Genomic DNA, 17,626 nt, shown 5'->3' with positions numbered 1-17,626 from the left:
GAAGGGGGGCCGCTTGGCCCCCCTTTTCCGTCAGCGCCCCCGGATGCGGGGGTCCATGGCGTCGCGCAGCCCGTCGCCGATATAGTTCACGCACAGCACCGTCAGCGAGATCAGCAGGCCGGGGAAGATCACCCGCCACGGATACAGCACCATCTGGTCCACGGCGTCGAACAGCAGCCGTCCCCAGGTCGGGAAGTCGGGCGGAAAGCCCAGGCCCAGGAAGGACAGCGCGCTTTCGGTGATGATCGCGGTGGCAATGCCCAGGGTCGCGGCCACCATGATCGGCGACAGCACGTTGGGCAGGATGTGGCGCGTGATCATCCGGTGCGACGGCGTGCCGATGGACCGCGCGGCCAGGATGAACTCGCGTTCCTTGAGGCCCAGCACCTCGCCGCGCACGATGCGGGCGGCTTGCATCCAGCTGGTCGCGCCGATGGCGGTCACGATCAGGAAGAAGATGCCAAGCGCCGGGCCGAAGGTCTGCGACAGCGGCTCGCGGAACAGCGTCACCATCAGCAGCAGCAGGGGCAGCAGCGGCAGCGCCAGGAACAGCTCTGTCAGGCGCATCAGAGGCGCGTCCAGGCGACGGAAATAGCCCGACATCACGCCGATCAGGCTGCCCAGAAAGATCGCGATGATCATTGCGGTCAGGCCGACGGCGATGGACACCTGGCCGCCCGCCATCAGGCGCGCCAGCAGGTCGCGGCCCAGCTGGTCGGTGCCCAGGGGATGGGCCGCGGAGAAGCCCGAGTTGCGGGCGCGGATGTCCACATAGGTCGGGTCGATCGTCCAGATCAGCGGTCCGACGGACACGAACAGGATGATCGCCACGAACAGCACCAGCGCCACCATCGCGCCGCGGTGGCTGCGGAACTGGCGCCAGACGTCGGACCACTGGCTGCGGGTCTCGACCGCGCCCTGGGGGGGCACGACCGGGGGGCTGGCGGCGGCGGGGACGGCGGCGTTGCCTGCGGCGGCGCGCAGGTCGTCGGGGGATTTGGGGTCAGTCATAGCGGATCCTCGGGTCCAGCACCCCATAGAGGATGTCTGCGATCAGGGTGAAGACGACGATCAGGATGGCAAAGATGAAGGTCAGCGTCAGGACCATCGGGATGTCGTTGCCGTGGATCGAGGTGATCAGCAGCTGTCCCAGCCCGTTCACCTTGAACACCTGTTCGGTGATGATGGCGCCGCCGAAGACCGCCGGCAGGCCAAGCGCGATCACGGTCACGACCGGGATCAGGCTGTTGCGCAAGACGTGCTTCAACACGACGACGCGTTCGGACAGGCCCTTGGCGCGCGCGGTGCGGACATAGTCCTGGCCCAGGTTGTCCAGCATGGACGAGCGCATGAAGCGGCTGATCTGCGCCGCATTGTAAAGCGCCAGCACCGTCACGGGCATCACCATCTGGCGGGCCTGCTGCTTGAAGCTGGCCCAGTCGTCGACCTGCAGCGTGGTGTCATAGACCGACGGGAACCACTGCAGGTTCACCGCGAAGATGATGATTAGCACGACGCCGGTGAAGAAGGTGGGCATCGAGAACCCGATCATCGACACGAAGGTACCGATCTGGTCGAACCAGCTGTACTGCTTGTAGGCCGAGATGATCCCGATGGGGATCGCGATCAGGATGCCCACCAGATAGGACATGCCGACCACGGTCAGGGTCTGCGGCACGCGCTGGGCGATCACGTCGAAGACGGGGCTGCGCGACTGGAAGCTGATGATGCGCTGGGCGCCGTCGCTGAAGTTCGTGCCGAACCACTGGTCGGTCCAGTACAGCGGCTCGACCCAGAAGAACTGCTTCAGCCACAGCAGGTAGCGGACCGGCCAGGGCTCGCCCAGGCCCAGGGCCGCACGCATGCGTTCGCGGACCTCCGGGGGCACGGTCAGGGGCACGTCGCCCAAGGGGTCGCCGGGCGAGGCTTCCAGCAACAGGAAGATCACCAGCGAGATGAACAGCAATGTTGGAATGGCCAGCAGCAGCCGGCGGATGGTGAAACTCAGCATGGTGCCTCGATCCGGTGGTTTCTGGGCATCTGTGTCCCCCCGTCACGGTCCCGCGCGCCCGCGGGCCCCTGAGAGAGGGGCGCCGCCCCGGCGCAGGGCCAGGGCGGCAGGATGCATTACTGTTCGACGCGGGTCCAGTCCGCGACGTTCCAGATCTCGCTGTCCCAGGCGTTCAGCTGCACGCCGCCAAGCGTGTTCGAATGCGCCGAGGCCGTGCCGCGATAGACCAGCGGGATGATCGCGTTGCTGTCCTTGGTCAGCATGTCGTTCATCGTCCGGCCCATGGCGGCGCGTTCGTCGGCATCGACGATGCCTTCGATCTCGTCGACCATGCGGTCGTATTCCGGGTCGCAGAAGCGGCTGATGTTCTCGCCCTGCCACTGGTTGGCGGGCGAGGGCGCCTTGTCGCAGGTCCACTTGGACAGGTAGGGCGCCGGGTTGTTGCCGTCGAAGTTGTCGGCATACATCTCGACGTCGGCATAGAACTTCTGCAGCGTGTCGGGCGAGCCCGCATCCGACCCGAAGAACACCGACGCGTCGACCGTCTTCAGTTCGGTCTGGACGCCGATTTCCGACCACCACTGCTTGATCAGCGCCTGGAAGTCCTGGCGGACCGCGTTGACCGAGGTCTGGAAGACCATGTTCAGCTGCACGCCGTCCTTCTCACGCACGCCGTTGCCGCCCATCGTCCAGCCTGCCTCGTCCAGCAGCGCGTTCGCACCGGCGATGTCCTGGGTCAGGCATTCGGTGTTGTCGGACGCCCAGGCCTCGGGGGCGGGGACATAGTTGCAGGTCGGCTGGCCCGACGTGCCATAGCCGATCTCGACCAGCAGGGCGCGGTCGATGGCCATGGACAGCGCCTTGCGCACCGCCGGGTCCGACAGGAACGGATGCGGATGCGCGGCGGTCGAACGCTCGCCCTCGGGCAGCGACGATGACGGGTCGGTCAGGTTGACGTGGATGCGTTCCACCAGCGTGCCGAACGCGGCAGAGACCTTGCCGCGGCCCGCGGCCTCCATGCCGGCGATGACGTCGGGGGCCAGCTGGGTGTTCCAGGCATAGTCGAACTCGCCCGTCTCCATGACCGACCGCGCGGCGCCGGCCGCGTCGCCGCCACCCTTGACCAGCACGGTCGCAAAGGCGGGCTTGGCCGCGTCGCGGTATTCCGGGTTCGCTTCCAGGCTGATCGTGTCGTTGGTCAGGAACTGGGTGACGCGGAACGGGCCGGTGCCGATCGGGCCAAAGTTCTGGTCGGTGCAGGTCGGCGCGTTCACGCCCTTGCAGGCCTCGAACTGGGCCTTCTGCAGGATCGGCGACTGCGATCCGACAAAGGCCGAGAACGGGTCGGCGCGCGGCGAATCGAAGGTGACCTTGACGGTCTGCGGATCGACCGCCTCGACCGCGGTGATGCCCTCGAACTTGGCCAGCTGCGCGCAGCCACCCTCGGGGTCCATGCAGTATTCGGCGGTGAAGACGACGTCATCGGCGGTCAGCGGCGTGCCGTCCGACCATTTCACGTCGTCGCGCAGCTTCCAGGTGACCGAGGTCAGGTCCTCGGCGATGCCGCCGTTCTCCAGCGACGGGATCTCGGTCACCAGGCGCGCATAGATCTGGCCTTCGGTGTCGTAGCCCGCCAGCGGTTCCAGGACCAGGCTGCCGGCGATGACTTCCTTGGTGCCGCCCGACAGATAGGGGTGCATCAGGGTCGGGGCCTGCCACATGATGATGTTCAGCTGGCCGTCGCTGCCGCGTTCCGCGAAAGCGGCAGGGGCCATCGCCAGCGTGGCGGCGGCGCCCATCAGACCGGTTCTCAGTTTCATTACACTCTCCTGTTGGGTGTTGCGGCCCGCGGGGGGTTCCACGCCACCTTCAGCCATTCGGGGGCTGATCGTCTTGTCGCGTCCCCGATTGTCCGGGTGGTTGTTCGTGTTGTCATCGTCCCTGCGGAATGCGCGCATCATCAAACGAAGCCTCTGCGAAAGGCAAGACCCATCGCACATGCGTTTGGGCTTTGACTTTCCCCGGGCAATGGCTAGCCTGCTGGCTTGATCTTTCCCGGGGGCCCCAGATGCTTGACGACAAACCTCTTGTTTCCATTGAGAAACTGCGGGTCGAATTCGAAACCAACGATGGGGTCGTGGTCGGCGTCAAGGATGTCAGCTTCAACATCAAGCCGGGCGAATGCGTCTGCGTGGTGGGCGAATCCGGGTCGGGAAAATCGGTCAGCTCGCTGTCGCTGATGCGGCTGGTGGAATTCGGCGGGGGCACCATCGCGGGCGGCCAGCTGATGTTCGAACAGGATGACGGCAAGGTCGTCGACCTGGCCCGCCAGAACAGCGCCGCGATGCGCGACATCCGCGGCAACCAGATCGGCATGATCTTCCAGGAGCCGATGACCGCGCTGAACCCGGTCTTCACCGTTGGCGACCAGCTGGTCGAGGGGTTGATCACCCATCGCGGCCTGAAGAAGGCCGAGGCCCGCGCCCGTGCGCTGGAGATCCTGCGCCAGGTCCGCATTCCCGAACCCGAACGCCGGTTGGACCAGTATCCGCACGAACTGTCGGGCGGCATGCGCCAGCGCGTCGTGATCGCCATCGCCATGGCCTGCGAGCCGCGCCTGCTGATCTGCGACGAGCCCACGACCGCGCTGGACGTGACGATCCAGGCGGAGATCCTGGCGCTGATCGACCGGCTAAAGCGGGAAAAGCAGATTGCCGTCCTTTTCATCACCCATGACATGGCCGTGGTCGCCCAGATGGCCGACCGCGTGGTGGTCATGTATCGCGGCGAGAAGGTCGAGGAAGGCCCGGTCGAGCAGATCTTCGAAAATCCTCAGCGGGATTACACCAAGATGCTGCTGGCCGCCGTCCCGCGCCTAGGCGAGATGACCGGCAAGGCCGCCCCCGAACGCCTGCGCCTGATGAGCGACGGATCGACCGGCGCCCCCGAACCCATCGTCGTGGCCAACCCCACGCCGCTGCTGACGGTCAAGAACCTGACCACGCGGTTCAAGGTCAAGGGCGGCCTGCTGCGCCGCACCGTCGCGCGGGTGCACGCGGTCGAGGATGTCAGCTTTACCATCAACGCCGGCGAGACGCTGTCGCTGGTGGGGGAATCCGGCTGCGGCAAGTCCACCTGCGGGCGGTCGATCCTGCGCCTGGTCGAGCCCGAATCGGGCACGGTCGACCTGGGTGGCACCGACATCATCGGCCTGTCTGCGAACGCGCTGCGCAAGTCGCGCCGCGACATGCAGATGATCTTTCAGGACCCGTTCGCCAGCCTGGACCCGCACATGAAGCTCTACGACCAGGTCGCAGAGCCGATGGAGAACTATGGCATCGGCAGCAAGTCCGAACGCCAGGACCGCATCGCCGCCCTGTTCGATCGGGTGGAACTGCCGCGCAGCTTCATGCGGCGCTATCCGCACGAGATGTCGGGCGGCCAGCGCCAGCGCATCGCCATTGCCCGCGCCCTGGCGCTGAACCCCAAGCTGATCATCGCGGACGAGGCCGTGTCGGCGCTGGACGTGTCGGTCCAGGCGCAGGTGCTGAACCTGCTGATGGAGCTGCAGCAGGACCTGGGCATCTCGATGCTGTTCATCAGCCATGACATGGCGGTCGTGGAACGCGTCAGCCMCCATGTGGGCGTGATGTATCTGGGCCGCATCGTCGAACTGGGCACCCGCCGGCAGGTCTTCGAGAACCCCCAGCACAGCTATACCCGCCAGCTGATGTCGGCGGTGCCCGTGGCCGACCCGCGCCAGAAGAAGATTACCGAGGATCTGAGCTTCAAGCCCATCCCGTCGCCCATGCACCCGGTCGATTATGTGGCCAAGCCGTCCGTCTACCGAGAGGTCGCGCCGGGGCACCGCGTGCTGGTCGATCCGGTTACCCACGGTTGATCATTTTTCGGGCAGGGCGTGGCGGGGTGCCCCTGGCCCCTCTTGCAGATCGTGCAGGAAATCGCCACCCTGCGCCCGAAGGAGACACCCATGCCCGTCAAGAACCGCTTTGCCGAACTGCTGCCCGAAATCACCGCCTGGCGCCGCGATTTCCACGAACATCCCGAACTGCTGTACGACGTCCCCCGCACCGCGGGCCGCGTGGCCGACCTGCTGCGCGAATTCGGCTGTGACGAAGTGACCGAGGGCGTGGGCCGCACGGGCGTCGTCGGCGTCATCAAGGGCCGGACCGACAGCAAGGGCCGCGTCGTGGGCCTGCGCGCCGACATGGACGCGCTGCCGATCATCGAGCAGACGGGCGTGGAATACGCGTCAAAGACGCCGGGCAAGATGCATGCCTGCGGCCATGACGGCCACACCGCCATGCTGCTGGGTGCGGCCAAGTACCTGGCCGAGACGCGCAATTTCGACGGCACCGCCATCGTGATCTTCCAGCCCGCGGAAGAAGGCGGTGCCGGGGGCGAGGCGATGGTGCTGGACGGTCTGGTCGACCGCTGGAAGATCGACGAGTTCTACGGCATGCACAACATGCCCGGCATGCCGGTGGGCCAGTTCTCGATCCGGCCCGGCGCGATGATGGCGGCGGCCGACCAGTTCGACATCACCGTGACCGGCAAGGGCGGCCATGCCGCAAAGCCCCATGAATGCATCGACACCACCCTGACCGCCGCCCAGATCGTCGTGGCGCTGCAGTCGGTCGTGGCGCGCAACATCGACCCGCTGAAGAACGCGGTGATCTCGGTCTGCGTGGTGTCGACGGATTCGACGGCGCATAACGTGATCCCGCAGGTCGTCCAGCTGAAGGGCACCGCCCGCAGCCTGGCCCCCGAGGTCCGCGACCAGCTGGAGGAGGGGATCAAGCGCGTCGCCACCAACATCGCCGCCGCGATGGGCGCGCGCGCCGATGTCGATTACCAGCGTGGCTATCCGGTTACGATGAACGACCCGCAGGCGACGGAATGGGCCGCCGACGTGGCGCGCGACATCTCGGGCGGGGTGAACATGGACATGCAGCCGATGATGGGCGGCGAGGATTTCAGCTACATGCTGAACGAACGTCCCGGCGCCTATATCTGGGTCGGCAACGGCGACACGGCGATGGTCCATCACCCGGCCTACAACTTCAACGACGATGCGATCCCGGCGGGCTCCAGCTGGTATGCGGGCATGGTCGAGGCGCGGCTGCCGGCGGCCTGATCCGGGCCGCCTGATGTCGCGGGCGGCCCCCCGCCGTCGCAAACGTGATTGCCCTTCGCGGGCAATGCGTTGAAATGCCGGTGGCGTTCGCGCCATCGGCAAAACGGGGACCCCATATGAAGACCTTCACCCTGCGCGTGACCTGCGCCTCGACCCGCGGCATCGTCGCGGCGATTTCCGGCGCGCTGGCGGATGCGGACTGCAACATCACCGACAGCGCCCAGTTCGACGACGTCGAGACGGGTCGGTTCTTCATGCGGGTCAGCTTCCGCTCCGAAGGGGCCGCGACGCTGGAGAGCCTGCGCGCGATGTTCGCGCCCATCGCCACGCGGTTCGGCATGGAGGTCGAGGTCACCGACGATGCCGTCAAGAAGAAGGTGCTGATCATGGTCAGCCGGTTCGGGCACTGCCTGAACGACCTTCTGTACCGCTGGCGCATCGGTGCCCTGCCGATCGAGATCGTTGGCGTCGTGTCGAACCACCACGAATACCAGAAGGTCGTCGTGAACCACGACATCCCCTTCCACATGATCCGCGTCACGCCCGAGAACAAGGCCGAGGCCGAGGCCCGCCAGATGGAGATCATCGACCAGACCGGGGCCGAACTGGTCGTGCTGGCGCGCTATATGCAGGTGCTGTCGGACCGGATGTGCCAGCAGATGTCGGGGCGGATCATCAACATCCACCATTCCTTCCTGCCCAGCTTCAAGGGGGCGAACCCCTACAAGCAGGCCTATGAACGGGGCGTGAAGCTGATCGGCGCGACCAGCCATTACGTCACCGCCGACCTGGACGAAGGCCCGATCATCGAACAGGACACGGTCCGCGTGACCCATGCCCAGTCTCCCGGCGACTATGTCTCCCTGGGCCGCGACGTCGAGGCGCAGGTGCTGGCCCGCGCGGTCCATGCTCATATCCACGGCCGGGTCTTCCTGAATGCGGCCAAGACTGTCGTCTTCCCGCCGTCGCCCGGCAGCTATGCCAGCGAGCGGATGGGTTAACGCACCGCCTCGAACTCGGCCGCATCGGCGTCGCGTTGATCCTGGACGGCCTGGTTTGCACTGTCGCGCGCGGCCTCCAGCGTGCTGCGGATTTCTGCCGCGCGGGCGTCATGGGCGTCATGCGCGGCCGTCAGCGCGGCGCGCAGCGCGGCCTGCTGGTCGGGGGTCAGATCCTGATTGCGTGACCAGGCACGCACCCGGTTGCTCTCGCGCAGCGAACGACCGCCGATGCAGTTGTCCAGCCGCAGCAGCGCACCTCCGGCGGCGTTGGAATTGCGCAGCTGGGTCATCGACGCCTGGTTGTTGGTTCTCAGCATTTCAAAGCTGTTGGCGTTCCAGCGACGCCTTTCCTCGATCTCGCGCGCCAGCTCGCTTTGCGTGGTGATGGGGGTGAACAGGCCGCCCCCAGCCTGGGCCACGGCCTCCAGCTGGGCGCGTTCGTCGGCGGGCAGGTCCAGCCCCAGGATGTTGACGACGGCGCGGATGTCGCCGTCATGCAGGGCGCGGGCCTGTTCCACCGGATCGCCGCCGCAGGTCTCCTCTCCGTCCGACACGACATAGACGACCTGTTCGCCCGCCGTGTCTGACGGCGCCAGCTGCGTCCCGGCGGCGGCCAGCGCATCGGCCAAGGGCGTCCAGCCCGCCGGTTCCAGCGCCTGCGCTGCGGCCTTCAGCGCCGTGGTATCGTCGGTGGCGGGCACCAAGGTCTCCACCCCCGCACAGCTTTCGGCGCGACCGGCATCATCGTTCGTGCCCCGATGGCCAAAGGCCACCAAGCTGGCGGTCACGTCATCAGGCAGGTCGTCCAACAGGGCATCGACCGCCTGCCGTGCCGCCGCCATCTTGGTGTCGCTGCCAAGCGCACCCGCCATCGACCCGGATGCGTCGAAGGCCACCACCAGCCGCCGCAGGGGCACCGGGGCGTCCGTCGCACCCCGGAAATCGGCATCGCGCTGGTCGTCGCGCATCTGTGGCATGTCGGTGAAGCAGGCGTCGATATCCTCGCCCCGGTCCTGCAGGAAGCGTGCCAGCAGCGCGTCGGCGTCTTGCGCCAGGGCAGGGGCGGTGGACAGCAGCAGGGCGGTCAGGGCAAGCAGGCGCATCAGGCGGCCTCCGGTATCGGTCGCGCACAGTATCGCCGGGGTCGCGGCCGGATGTCATCATCGCGGCCAGGCCTGCGCGGGATGTCGCCGGAACGACGAACGCCCCGGCCTTTTCGGACCGGGGCGCGCAGGGTGTCGGTCAGGGCCGCTTACTGCGGGATCTGGGCGGTGATGCCCTCGACGTAGAAGTTCATCGACTGCAGGTCCGCGTCGCTGGCGGTCTCTCCCTCGGCTAGCCAGACGGTGCCGTCGGCCTTGTTCAGCGGCCCGGTGAAGGGGTGGTATTCGCCCGCGCCGATGGCGTCGCGCAGGGCCTCGGCCTCTGCCTTGACCTCGGCGGGGACGGCGTCGGTGATCTCTCCGATCACGACCTCTCCGTCACCGATGCCCGCCCAGCTGGATCCGCTTTCCCAGGTGCCGTCCAGCACCGCGCCGACGCGCTTGATATAATAGGGCGACCATTCATCGATGATCGAGGCCACCCGCGGGCTGGGCTTGAACGCCGCCATGTCGCTGGCCTGACCGAAGCCGATGGCGCCGGCCTGCTGGGCCTGGGCCAGGGGCGCGGTCGAATCGGTGTGCTGCAGGATCACGTCCACGCCCTCGGCCAACAGCGCCGACGCGGCCTCGGCCTCCTTGGCGGGGTCGAACCAGCTGTAGGCCCAGACGACGCGCATCTCCACGTCCGGATTCACCTTGCGGGCATGGATGAAGCTGGAGTTGATGCCCTGGATCACCTCGGGGATCGGGAAGGACCCGATATAGCCGATCTTGTTCGATTCCGTCATGCGGCCCGCGATGGTGCCGATGACCGCCCGACCCTCGTAGAAGCGCGCGTCATAGGTCGCGACGTTCTCGGCGGTCTTGTAGCCGGTGGCATGTTCGAACTTGATGTCGGGAAACTTGGCCGCGACGTTCATCACCGGGTCCATGAAGCCGAAGCTGGTCGCGAAGATCAGCTCGTTCCCGGCCAGGGCCAGCTGGGTCAGGGCGCGTTCGGCGTCGGCGCCTTCCGGCACGCTCTCGATGAAGGTGGTCTCGACGCGGTCGCCGAACTCGGCCTCGACGGCCTGGCGGGCCAGGTCGTGCTGATAGGTCCAGCCGCCGTCACCCACGGGGCCCACATAGATGAAGCCGACCTTCAGCGGCTCGTCCTGGGCCATGGCCGGGGCGGCCATCGCGGTCATCAGGGCGGCGGCCGTGGCCAGAAGATGTCTGCGGTTCATGGTATCCCTCTTGGTTGGTATGGCCGCGGTTCTACCGCAGCGCGTGGAAGTTGGTCCCAAGCGAGCCGGGGGCAGCCGCCCCCGCGCGCCGCGAGTATTTCTGCCGGGCCGAGATGGCCACCAGCACGATGATGGTCGCCAGATAGGGCGCCATCGACAGCAGCTGCACCGGCACCTGCACGCCCGCCGCCTGCAGGCGCAGCTGCAGCACGGTGACGCCGCCGAAAAGCCAGGCCCCCGCCAGGACGCCCGCCGCCGTCCAGTTCGAGAAAACCACGATCGCCAGCGCAATCCAGCCCGCACCGGCGGTCATCCCCTCGGTCCATTGCAGGACCGTCGCGATCGAGATGAACGCCCCGCCGATCCCCGCCATCGCGCCGCCGAAGGCGATGGCCGCCAGACGGGCCAGGCGCACGTCATAGCCCAGGGCGTGGGCGGCCTCGTGGTTCTCTCCGACGCCGCGCAGGACCAGGCCGCGCCGGGTGCGGTTCAGGAACCACCAGACGACCGGCACCATCGCCAGCCCCAGCCACACGATCCAGTTGATGCGCAGCGGCCCGATGGGCATGGGCGGCGCCTTGACCCCCTCGAACGGCTTGCCGAACATCGCGGCCAGGCCCAGGCCGAACAGGGTCAGCGCCAGGCCCGATGCGACCTGGTTGGCCAGGAACAGCTGCGTCAGCGCCGCGAACAGCAGCGATATGGCCGCCCCCGCCACGGCCGCGACCAGAAACCCCAGGAACGGATTGCCGCTGGCATAGGCGGCGGCGAAACCGGCCAGCGCGCCGGTAATCATCATCCCCTCGACCCCCAGGTTCAGGACGCCCGCGCGTTCCACGACCAGTTCGCCCAGGGCAGCGAACAGGATCGGGGTCGAGGCCGAGATCAGCAGCAGAAAGATGGACAGGGGGTCGATCATGCGGTGCGCCTTCTGCGGATCTGATAGCGGGTCAGGACGTCGAAGCCCAACAGGAAGAACAGCAGCATCCCCTGGAACACCTGCACGGTCGCGGCGGGCAGCGACATGGTCAGCTGAGCCAGTTCGCCCCCGATATAGGTCAGCGCCAGCAGCAGTCCCGCCAGCAGGATGCCCACCGGGTGCAGCCGTCCCAGGAACGCCACGATGATCGCGGTGAACCCGTATCCCACGCCCAGCTTGTCGGTGATCTGGCCCGCGGGGCCCGCGACCTCGAACAGGCCCGCGGCACCGGCCAGCGCGCCCGACAGGCCCAGGCAGAACGCGACCAGCGTCTGCGGCCGCACGCCCGCGAATCGCGCGGCACGGGGCGCGGTGCCGGCGGCGCGGATGTGGAACCCGCGGATGTGGCGGCTCATCAGGAACCACGTGGCCAGGACCGCGGCGGCGGCGGCCACGACGCCCCAATGCGCGCCGGTCCCGGCGATCAGCTCGGGGTTCGCGGCCGAGGGGTATTGCTGCAGGTTGCGCGATCCGGGAAAGCCCATGCCCTGCGGGTTGCGCATCGGGCCAAAGGCCATCCATGCGGCGATCCGCTGCGCGACATAGACCAGCATCAGCGACACCAGGATTTCCGATGCGCCGAACCAGTTCCTGAGCATCGCGGGGATCATGCCCCAGGCCCAGCCCCCGGCCAGTCCGGCCGCGACCATCGGCGGAAACAGCCACCAGGCCTCCAGCGGGTACAGCGCCAAGGCGACCGCGGCGCCGGTGATGCCGCCGATGATGTACTGCCCCTCGGCCCCGATGTTCCAGATGCCGGCGCGAAAGCCGATGGCCAGCCCGGAGGCGATCAGGATCAGCGGCGCGGCCTTGATCAGCAGCTGCGGCCGGGAATAGCCGGCGGCAGGGCCGAACAGCGGGTCCCAGAAGATCGTGCGGATCGCCGCGACCGGGTCATGCCCCAGCATCGCGAACAGCAGCCCGCCGGCGATCATCGTGGCCAGCACGGCCATGACCGGCGTCGCGACCTGCCAGCCGGTCGAGGCGCTTTGGCGCGGGATCAGCGTGATCATAGATGCGCCTCTTCCATGCCGTGCGCGCCGCCCAGCATCAGGCCGATGCGGTCCAGCGTCAGGCCGTCGGTGGGGACGGGGGGCGACAGGCGGCCTTCGTTCAGGGCGCAGAAACGGTCGGACAGTTCCAAAAGCTCATCCAGATCTTGAGAGATGACGATGACGCCCGCACCCTGGCGCGCCAGGTCCAGCAGCGATTGCCGCACGGCGGCAGCGGCCCCCGCGTCGACGCCCCAGGTGGGCTGGTTCACGACCAGCACGCGCGGGTTCTGCATGACCTCTCGGCCGATGACGAACTTCTGCAGGTTGCCGCCGGACAGGGCGCGGGCCGCGACATGGGGCCCGGGGGTGCGGACGTCGAACCCGTCGATCACCGCCAGCGCATAGTCGCGCGCGGCCTTGTGGTCGATCAGCCCGCCGCGGACCAGGGACTTGCGGCTGCCCGCGGTCAGCAGCGTATTCTCGGTCAGGCTGAAATCGGGGACGGCGGCATGGCCCAGCCGGTCCTCGGGCGCGCTGAGCAGGCCCTTGACGCGGCGCGGTTCGGGGCCGGCGGCGGACAGGTCCGCGCCTTCCAGCGTGACGGTGCCGGGCGCGCTGCGGACCTCGCCCGACAGGGCGGCCAACAGCTCCTCCTGGCCGTTGCCGGCGACGCCGCCGATGCCCAGGATCTCTCCGGCCCGCAGGGTCAGGGCGATGTCCTTCAGCGCGGTGCCCTCGGCATTGGGGGCGGGCTGGGACAGGGCGCGCACCTCCAGCAGGACGGCGCCGGGCTGGCGACCGCTGCGGTCGATCTGGCGCATCTGGCCGCCGACCATCATCGCGGCCAGGTCGCGGGCGGAATGGGCGCGGGGGTCGCAGCTGTCCACGACCTTGCCGTGCCGCAGGATCGTGGCGCGGTCGCAATGGCTGCGGATCTCGTCCAGCTTGTGGCTGATGTACAGGATCGCGGTGCCTTGCGCCGCCAGCTTGCGCAGGGTCGCGAACAGCAATTCGGCCTCCTGCGGGGTCAGCACGCTGGTCGGCTCGTCCATGATCAACAGGCGCGGGTTCTGCAGCAAGCAGCGGATGATCTCGACCCGCTGGCGTTCGCCGGCCGACAGGGTGACGATGCGCCGCGCGGGGTTCAGCGGCAGGCCGAAATCATGGCTGACCTTGGTGATGCGCGCCGACAGTTCGCGCCGCGGCGGCGGATTCTCCATCCCCAGGGCGATGTTTTCGGCGACCGTCAGCGCGTCGAACAGGCTGAAATGCTGGAACACCATCGCGACGCCCGCCGCCCGCGCCGCCCGCGGATCGGAGGGCGCATGGGCGCCGTCGCCCAGCCACATCTGCCCGTCATCGGGGCGCACCAGCCCATAGATCATCTTGACCAGCGTCGACTTGCCCGCGCCGTTCTCGCCCAGCAGGGCGTGGATCTCTCCGGGCATGACGTGGAACGACACGTCGTCATTGGCGCGGACGCCGGGATAGGACTTGCCCAGACCCCTGGCGCGGAACACGGGCATGTCGGTCAATTCTGTCCCCTTGGTCAAATTCCTGACCTGCTTAGACCGCAATTCGGCAGCCGCGCAATTGCACTGTTTGGTCACGCTGCGATACTGTCCCGATCATGGCCGCAAAATCCCCCCGATTCATCCATCTTCGCACACATTCCGAGCATTCGTTGCTGGAAGGTGCCATTCCCGTAGGCAAATTGCCAAGCCTTGCCTTCGAGGCAGGCATGCCAGCGGTCGCGCTGACCGACACGAACAACATGTTCGCCGCGCTGGAATTCAGCGTGAAGGCCCGCGACAAGGGCATCCAGCCCATTATCGGCTGTCAGGTGACGTTGATGGCCGAGGCCACCGGGCCGGTCGTCCTTCTGGCGCAGAACCAGGCGGGGTGGATGAACCTGATGGCGCTGTCCACCTGCCTCTATCTGCGCGAGGGCGGGGCGCTGCCGCATGTGACGGTCGACGAGCTGTGCGCCAAGGCCGAGGGGCTGATCTGCCTGACCGGGGGCGCGACGGGTCCCTTGGGCCTGCTGATCGCGCAGGGCCAGATGCCCAAGGCCGAGGCGCTGGTGGACCAGCTGGCGGCGTCCTTCGGCGACCGGCTCTATGTCGAACTGCAGCGCCACCCCGGCGAGAACGGCCAGCTGATGGCCGCCGAGGCCGCGTCCGAGGGCGGTCTGGTCGATCTGGCCTATGCCAAGGGTCTTCCGCTGGTGGCGACGAACGATGTCTATTTTCCCAAGACCACCATGTACGAGGCGCATGACGCGCTGATCTGCATCGCCGAGAAGGCCTATGTCGACCAGTCCCAGCCCCGTCGCCGCCTGACGCCCCAGCATTACTTCAAGTCCGCCGAAGAGATGGCGGTCCTGTTCGCCGACCTGCCCGAGGCGATCGAGAACACCGTCGAGATCGCCCGCCGCTGCGCCTTTGCAGTGTCCAAGCACGCGCCGATCCTGCCCCGGTTCGCCGATGACGAGGTGACCGAACTGCGTCGCCAGGCCCATGCCGGCCTGGCCGAGCGGCTGAAGGTCATCCCCCACGCGGTCACGGTCGAGGAATACACCGCGCGCCTGGATTTCGAACTGGGCATCATCGAGCAGATGGGTTTTCCCGGCTATTTCCTGATCGTGGCCGATTTCATCCATTGGGCCAAGGAACAGGGCATCCCGGTCGGACCTGGCCGCGGGTCGGGCGCCGGGTCGCTGGTCGCCTATGCGCTGACCATCACCGACCTGGACCCCCTGCGCTACAACCTGCTGTTCGAGCGGTTCCTGAACCCCGAACGGGTCAGCATGCCGGATTTCGACATCGACTTCTGCATGGACCGCCGCGAGGAGGTGATCCGTTACGTGCAGGGCAAGTACGGGGCCGACAAGGTGGGCCAGATCATCACCTTCGGCGCGCTGCTGTCCAAGGCGGCGGTGCGCGACGTGGGGCGCGTGCTGCAGCTGCCCTTCGGCCAGGTGGACCGCCTGTCCAAGATGATCCCGGTCGAGGGCGTGAAACCCGTCAGCATCGCCAAGGCCCGCGCCGACGAGCCGCGCCTGCGCGAGGCCGCGCGCGAGGAGGTGGTGGCCCGCCTTCTGGATTACGCCGAACAGCTGGAGGGGCTTTATCGCAACGCCTCCACCCACGCGGCGGGGGTGGTGATCGGGGACCGGCCACTGGACCAGCTGGTGCCGCTGTACCGCGATCCGGCATCCGACATGCCGGCGACCCAGTTCAACATGAAATGGGTGGAGCAGGCCGGCCTGGTCAAGTTCGACTTTCTGGGCCTCAAGACGCTGACGGTGATCCAGAATGCGGTCGACCTGATCAACGGTCAGGGCCGTCCGCTGCACATCGCCGCCGACGGGCGGCAGTTGTACGACCCCGCGCCGGGGACGGAAAACCAGATCAACCTGATCCCGCTGGACGACAAGGCCAGCTATGACCTGTTCGCCAGCGCGCGCACGGTCGCGGTGTTCCAGGTGGAATCCAGCGGCATGATGGACGCCCTGCGCCGCATGAAACCAACCTGCATCGAGGACATCGTGGCGCTGGTGGCGCTGTACCGTCCCGGCCCGATGGAGAACATCCCGACCTATTGCGAGGTCAAGAACGGCCTGCGCGACCTGGAATCGATCCACCCGACCATCGACGACATCCTGGCCGAGACCCAGGGCATCATCGTCTATCAGGAACAGGTGATGCAGATCGCCCAGGTCATGGCGGGCTATTCGCTGGGCGGCGCCGACCTGCTGCGCCGCGCCATGGGCAAGAAGATCGCCGCCGAGATGGCCAAGGAACGGCCCAAGTTCGTCAAGGGCGCGGTCGCCAACGGCGTGCCCGACAAGAAGGCCGGAGAGGTCTTCGACCTGCTGGAAAAGTTCGCCAACTACGGCTTCAACAAGTCGCACGCGGCCGCCTATGCCGTGGTCAGCTATCAGACCGCGTGGCTGAAGGCGAACCACCCGGTCGAATTCATGGCCGCGGTGATGAACTGCGACATCCACCTGACCGACAAGCTGGCCGTCTACAAACGCGAATGCGATCGGATGGGGATCGAGATCGTGCCGCCCTGCGTCAACCGCTCGGCGCCGACCTTCACCGTGGGGCCGGGGCGCATCCACTATGCCCTGGGCGCGCTGAAGGGCGTGGGCCTGGAGGCGATGCGCCTGATCCACGATGCGCGCGCGGACCAGCCGTTCCGCGACATCCACGACCTGGCACGGCGCACCGACATGAAGCGGGTGGGCAAGCGCCCGCTGGAGATGCTGGCCCGCGCCGGCGCCTTCGACGGACTGGACGACAACCGCGCCCGGGTGATGAAGTCGCTGGACGGGTTGGTCGCCTGGTCGGCGGCGGTCCAGAGCCAGGCCGCCTCCAGCCAGACGTCGCTGTTCGGGGGCGGAGAGGATCTGCCGCCGCCGCGTGCCCCCCTGTCGGGCATCTGGCTGCCGACCGAGAAGCTGGGAGAGGAGCACAAGGCCGTCGGATTCTACCTGTCCGGGCATCCGCTGGACGACTATCTGCCGGCCCTGCGCCGCAAGAAGGTGATGACCCTGGCCGAGATCAGCCAGGACGCGCTGAACGGCCCGCTGGTCGCCCAGATCGCGGGCACGGTCGCCGCGCGGATGGAGCGCAAGTCCGCCAAGGGCACCGCCTATGCCTTCGTCAGCCTGTCGGACCCCACGGGGCTGTATGAGGTCACGGTGTTCTCGGACCTGCTGACCGCCAGCCGCGACAAGCTGGAACCGGGCGCCAGCGTCGTGCTGCAGGTCAAGGTCGAGCCGTCGGGCGATCAGGTCAAGATGCTGGCGAATTCGGTCACCGCGCTGGAGGACGCCGTGGCCGACGCGGGTGCAGGCTGCCTTGCGGTCGAGATGCAGGGCGCCGACACGATCCCGCGCCTGGTCGAGGTGCTGACCCGCATCCGCACCGACATCATCGTGCCGCCCCGGTCGCGCGGCCCGATCCGCCTGCGCATCCGCGAGGGTGACGAGATCATCGAGATCGAGGTCGCCAACGACGCCCCCCTGACCACCCCCGCGCGCCAGGCGCTGCGCGCGGTGCCCGGCGTGCTGGACGTGGTCGAGGAGTGAGCCGGGCGTCTTTGTCGTTCGAATACCCATGGCCCGCCGTGGCATGCCCCTA

Annotated in this window: 12 protein-coding genes; 4 read left to right on the top strand and 8 right to left on the bottom strand. The window is 67.6% G+C overall.

Going from position 1 to position 17,626, the window contains the following annotated elements:
- Positions 1-30: 30 nt before the first annotated feature.
- From GBO37_RS00715 to GBO37_RS00705, 3 genes are all read right to left on the bottom strand, one after another.
- Entirely contained in the window at positions 31-1,011 is a 981-nt protein-coding gene (locus GBO37_RS00715; protein ID WP_045981443.1) for an ABC transporter permease, read from the bottom strand.
- Positions 1,004-2,011: an ABC transporter permease gene (locus tag GBO37_RS00710; RefSeq protein ID WP_045981444.1), complete on the bottom strand. Its 1,008-nt coding sequence runs from the start codon at positions 2,009-2,011 to the stop codon at positions 1,004-1,006. The genes GBO37_RS00715 and GBO37_RS00710 overlap by 8 nt, the downstream gene beginning before the upstream one ends.
- A gap of 116 nt (positions 2,012-2,127) precedes the next feature.
- Complete coding sequence (locus GBO37_RS00705) at positions 2,128-3,831, bottom strand: peptide ABC transporter substrate-binding protein (protein ID WP_046001364.1); 1,704 nt, start codon at positions 3,829-3,831, stop codon at positions 2,128-2,130.
- Between the two features lie 248 nt (positions 3,832-4,079).
- On the opposite strand from GBO37_RS00705, the gene GBO37_RS00700 reads away from it, so the two are divergent.
- The 3 genes from GBO37_RS00700 (at position 4,080) to purU (ending at position 8,170) form a co-directional block, all read left to right on the top strand.
- Positions 4,080-5,912, top strand: a complete 1,833-nt coding sequence (locus GBO37_RS00700; protein ID WP_252926516.1) for an ABC transporter ATP-binding protein — start codon at positions 4,080-4,082, stop codon at positions 5,910-5,912.
- Between the two features lie 90 nt (positions 5,913-6,002).
- Positions 6,003-7,169 carry a M20 aminoacylase family protein gene (locus GBO37_RS00695; RefSeq protein ID WP_252926513.1) on the top strand — a complete coding sequence of 389 codons (1,167 nt, stop codon included), beginning with the start codon at positions 6,003-6,005 and terminating at the stop codon, positions 7,167-7,169.
- A gap of 116 nt (positions 7,170-7,285) precedes the next feature.
- Positions 7,286-8,170 (top strand): formyltetrahydrofolate deformylase, encoded by an 885-nt coding sequence (gene purU / locus GBO37_RS00690; RefSeq protein WP_045981447.1) that lies wholly within the window; start codon positions 7,286-7,288, stop codon positions 8,168-8,170.
- On the opposite strand, the gene GBO37_RS00685 is transcribed toward purU, so the two are convergent.
- The 5 genes from GBO37_RS00685 to GBO37_RS00665 form a co-directional block, all read right to left on the bottom strand.
- Positions 8,167-9,273, bottom strand: a complete 1,107-nt coding sequence (locus GBO37_RS00685) for a VWA domain-containing protein (protein ID WP_252926511.1) — start codon at positions 9,271-9,273, stop codon at positions 8,167-8,169. The genes purU and GBO37_RS00685 overlap by 4 nt on opposite strands.
- Before the next feature lie 149 nt (positions 9,274-9,422).
- Positions 9,423-10,499 (bottom strand): BMP family ABC transporter substrate-binding protein, encoded by a 1,077-nt coding sequence (locus GBO37_RS00680; protein WP_046001367.1) that lies wholly within the window; start codon positions 10,497-10,499, stop codon positions 9,423-9,425.
- Between the two features lie 31 nt (positions 10,500-10,530).
- Positions 10,531-11,418: an ABC transporter permease gene (locus tag GBO37_RS00675; RefSeq protein ID WP_252926509.1), complete on the bottom strand. Its 888-nt coding sequence runs from the start codon at positions 11,416-11,418 to the stop codon at positions 10,531-10,533.
- A complete protein-coding gene (locus GBO37_RS00670; RefSeq protein WP_252926507.1) occupies positions 11,415-12,491 on the bottom strand; it encodes an ABC transporter permease in 1,077 nt (358 codons plus the stop codon). The genes GBO37_RS00675 and GBO37_RS00670 overlap by 4 nt, the downstream gene beginning before the upstream one ends.
- Positions 12,488-13,999: an ABC transporter ATP-binding protein gene (locus GBO37_RS00665; protein ID WP_252926592.1), complete on the bottom strand. Its 1,512-nt coding sequence runs from the start codon at positions 13,997-13,999 to the stop codon at positions 12,488-12,490. The genes GBO37_RS00670 and GBO37_RS00665 overlap by 4 nt, the downstream gene beginning before the upstream one ends.
- 104 nt (positions 14,000-14,103) lie before the next feature.
- Between GBO37_RS00665 and dnaE the strand changes: the two genes are divergently transcribed.
- Positions 14,104-17,574, top strand: a complete 3,471-nt coding sequence (gene dnaE / locus GBO37_RS00660) for a DNA polymerase III subunit alpha (RefSeq protein WP_252926505.1) — start codon at positions 14,104-14,106, stop codon at positions 17,572-17,574.
- Positions 17,575-17,626 lie beyond the last annotated feature (52 nt).

The organism is Paracoccus sp. 08 (genome assembly GCF_024105395.1).
Lineage (GTDB): Bacteria > Pseudomonadota > Alphaproteobacteria > Rhodobacterales > Rhodobacteraceae > Paracoccus > Paracoccus marcusii.
Note: the sequence above shows the minus strand (reverse complement) of the source record. Positions and strands in the feature narration are given on the sequence as shown.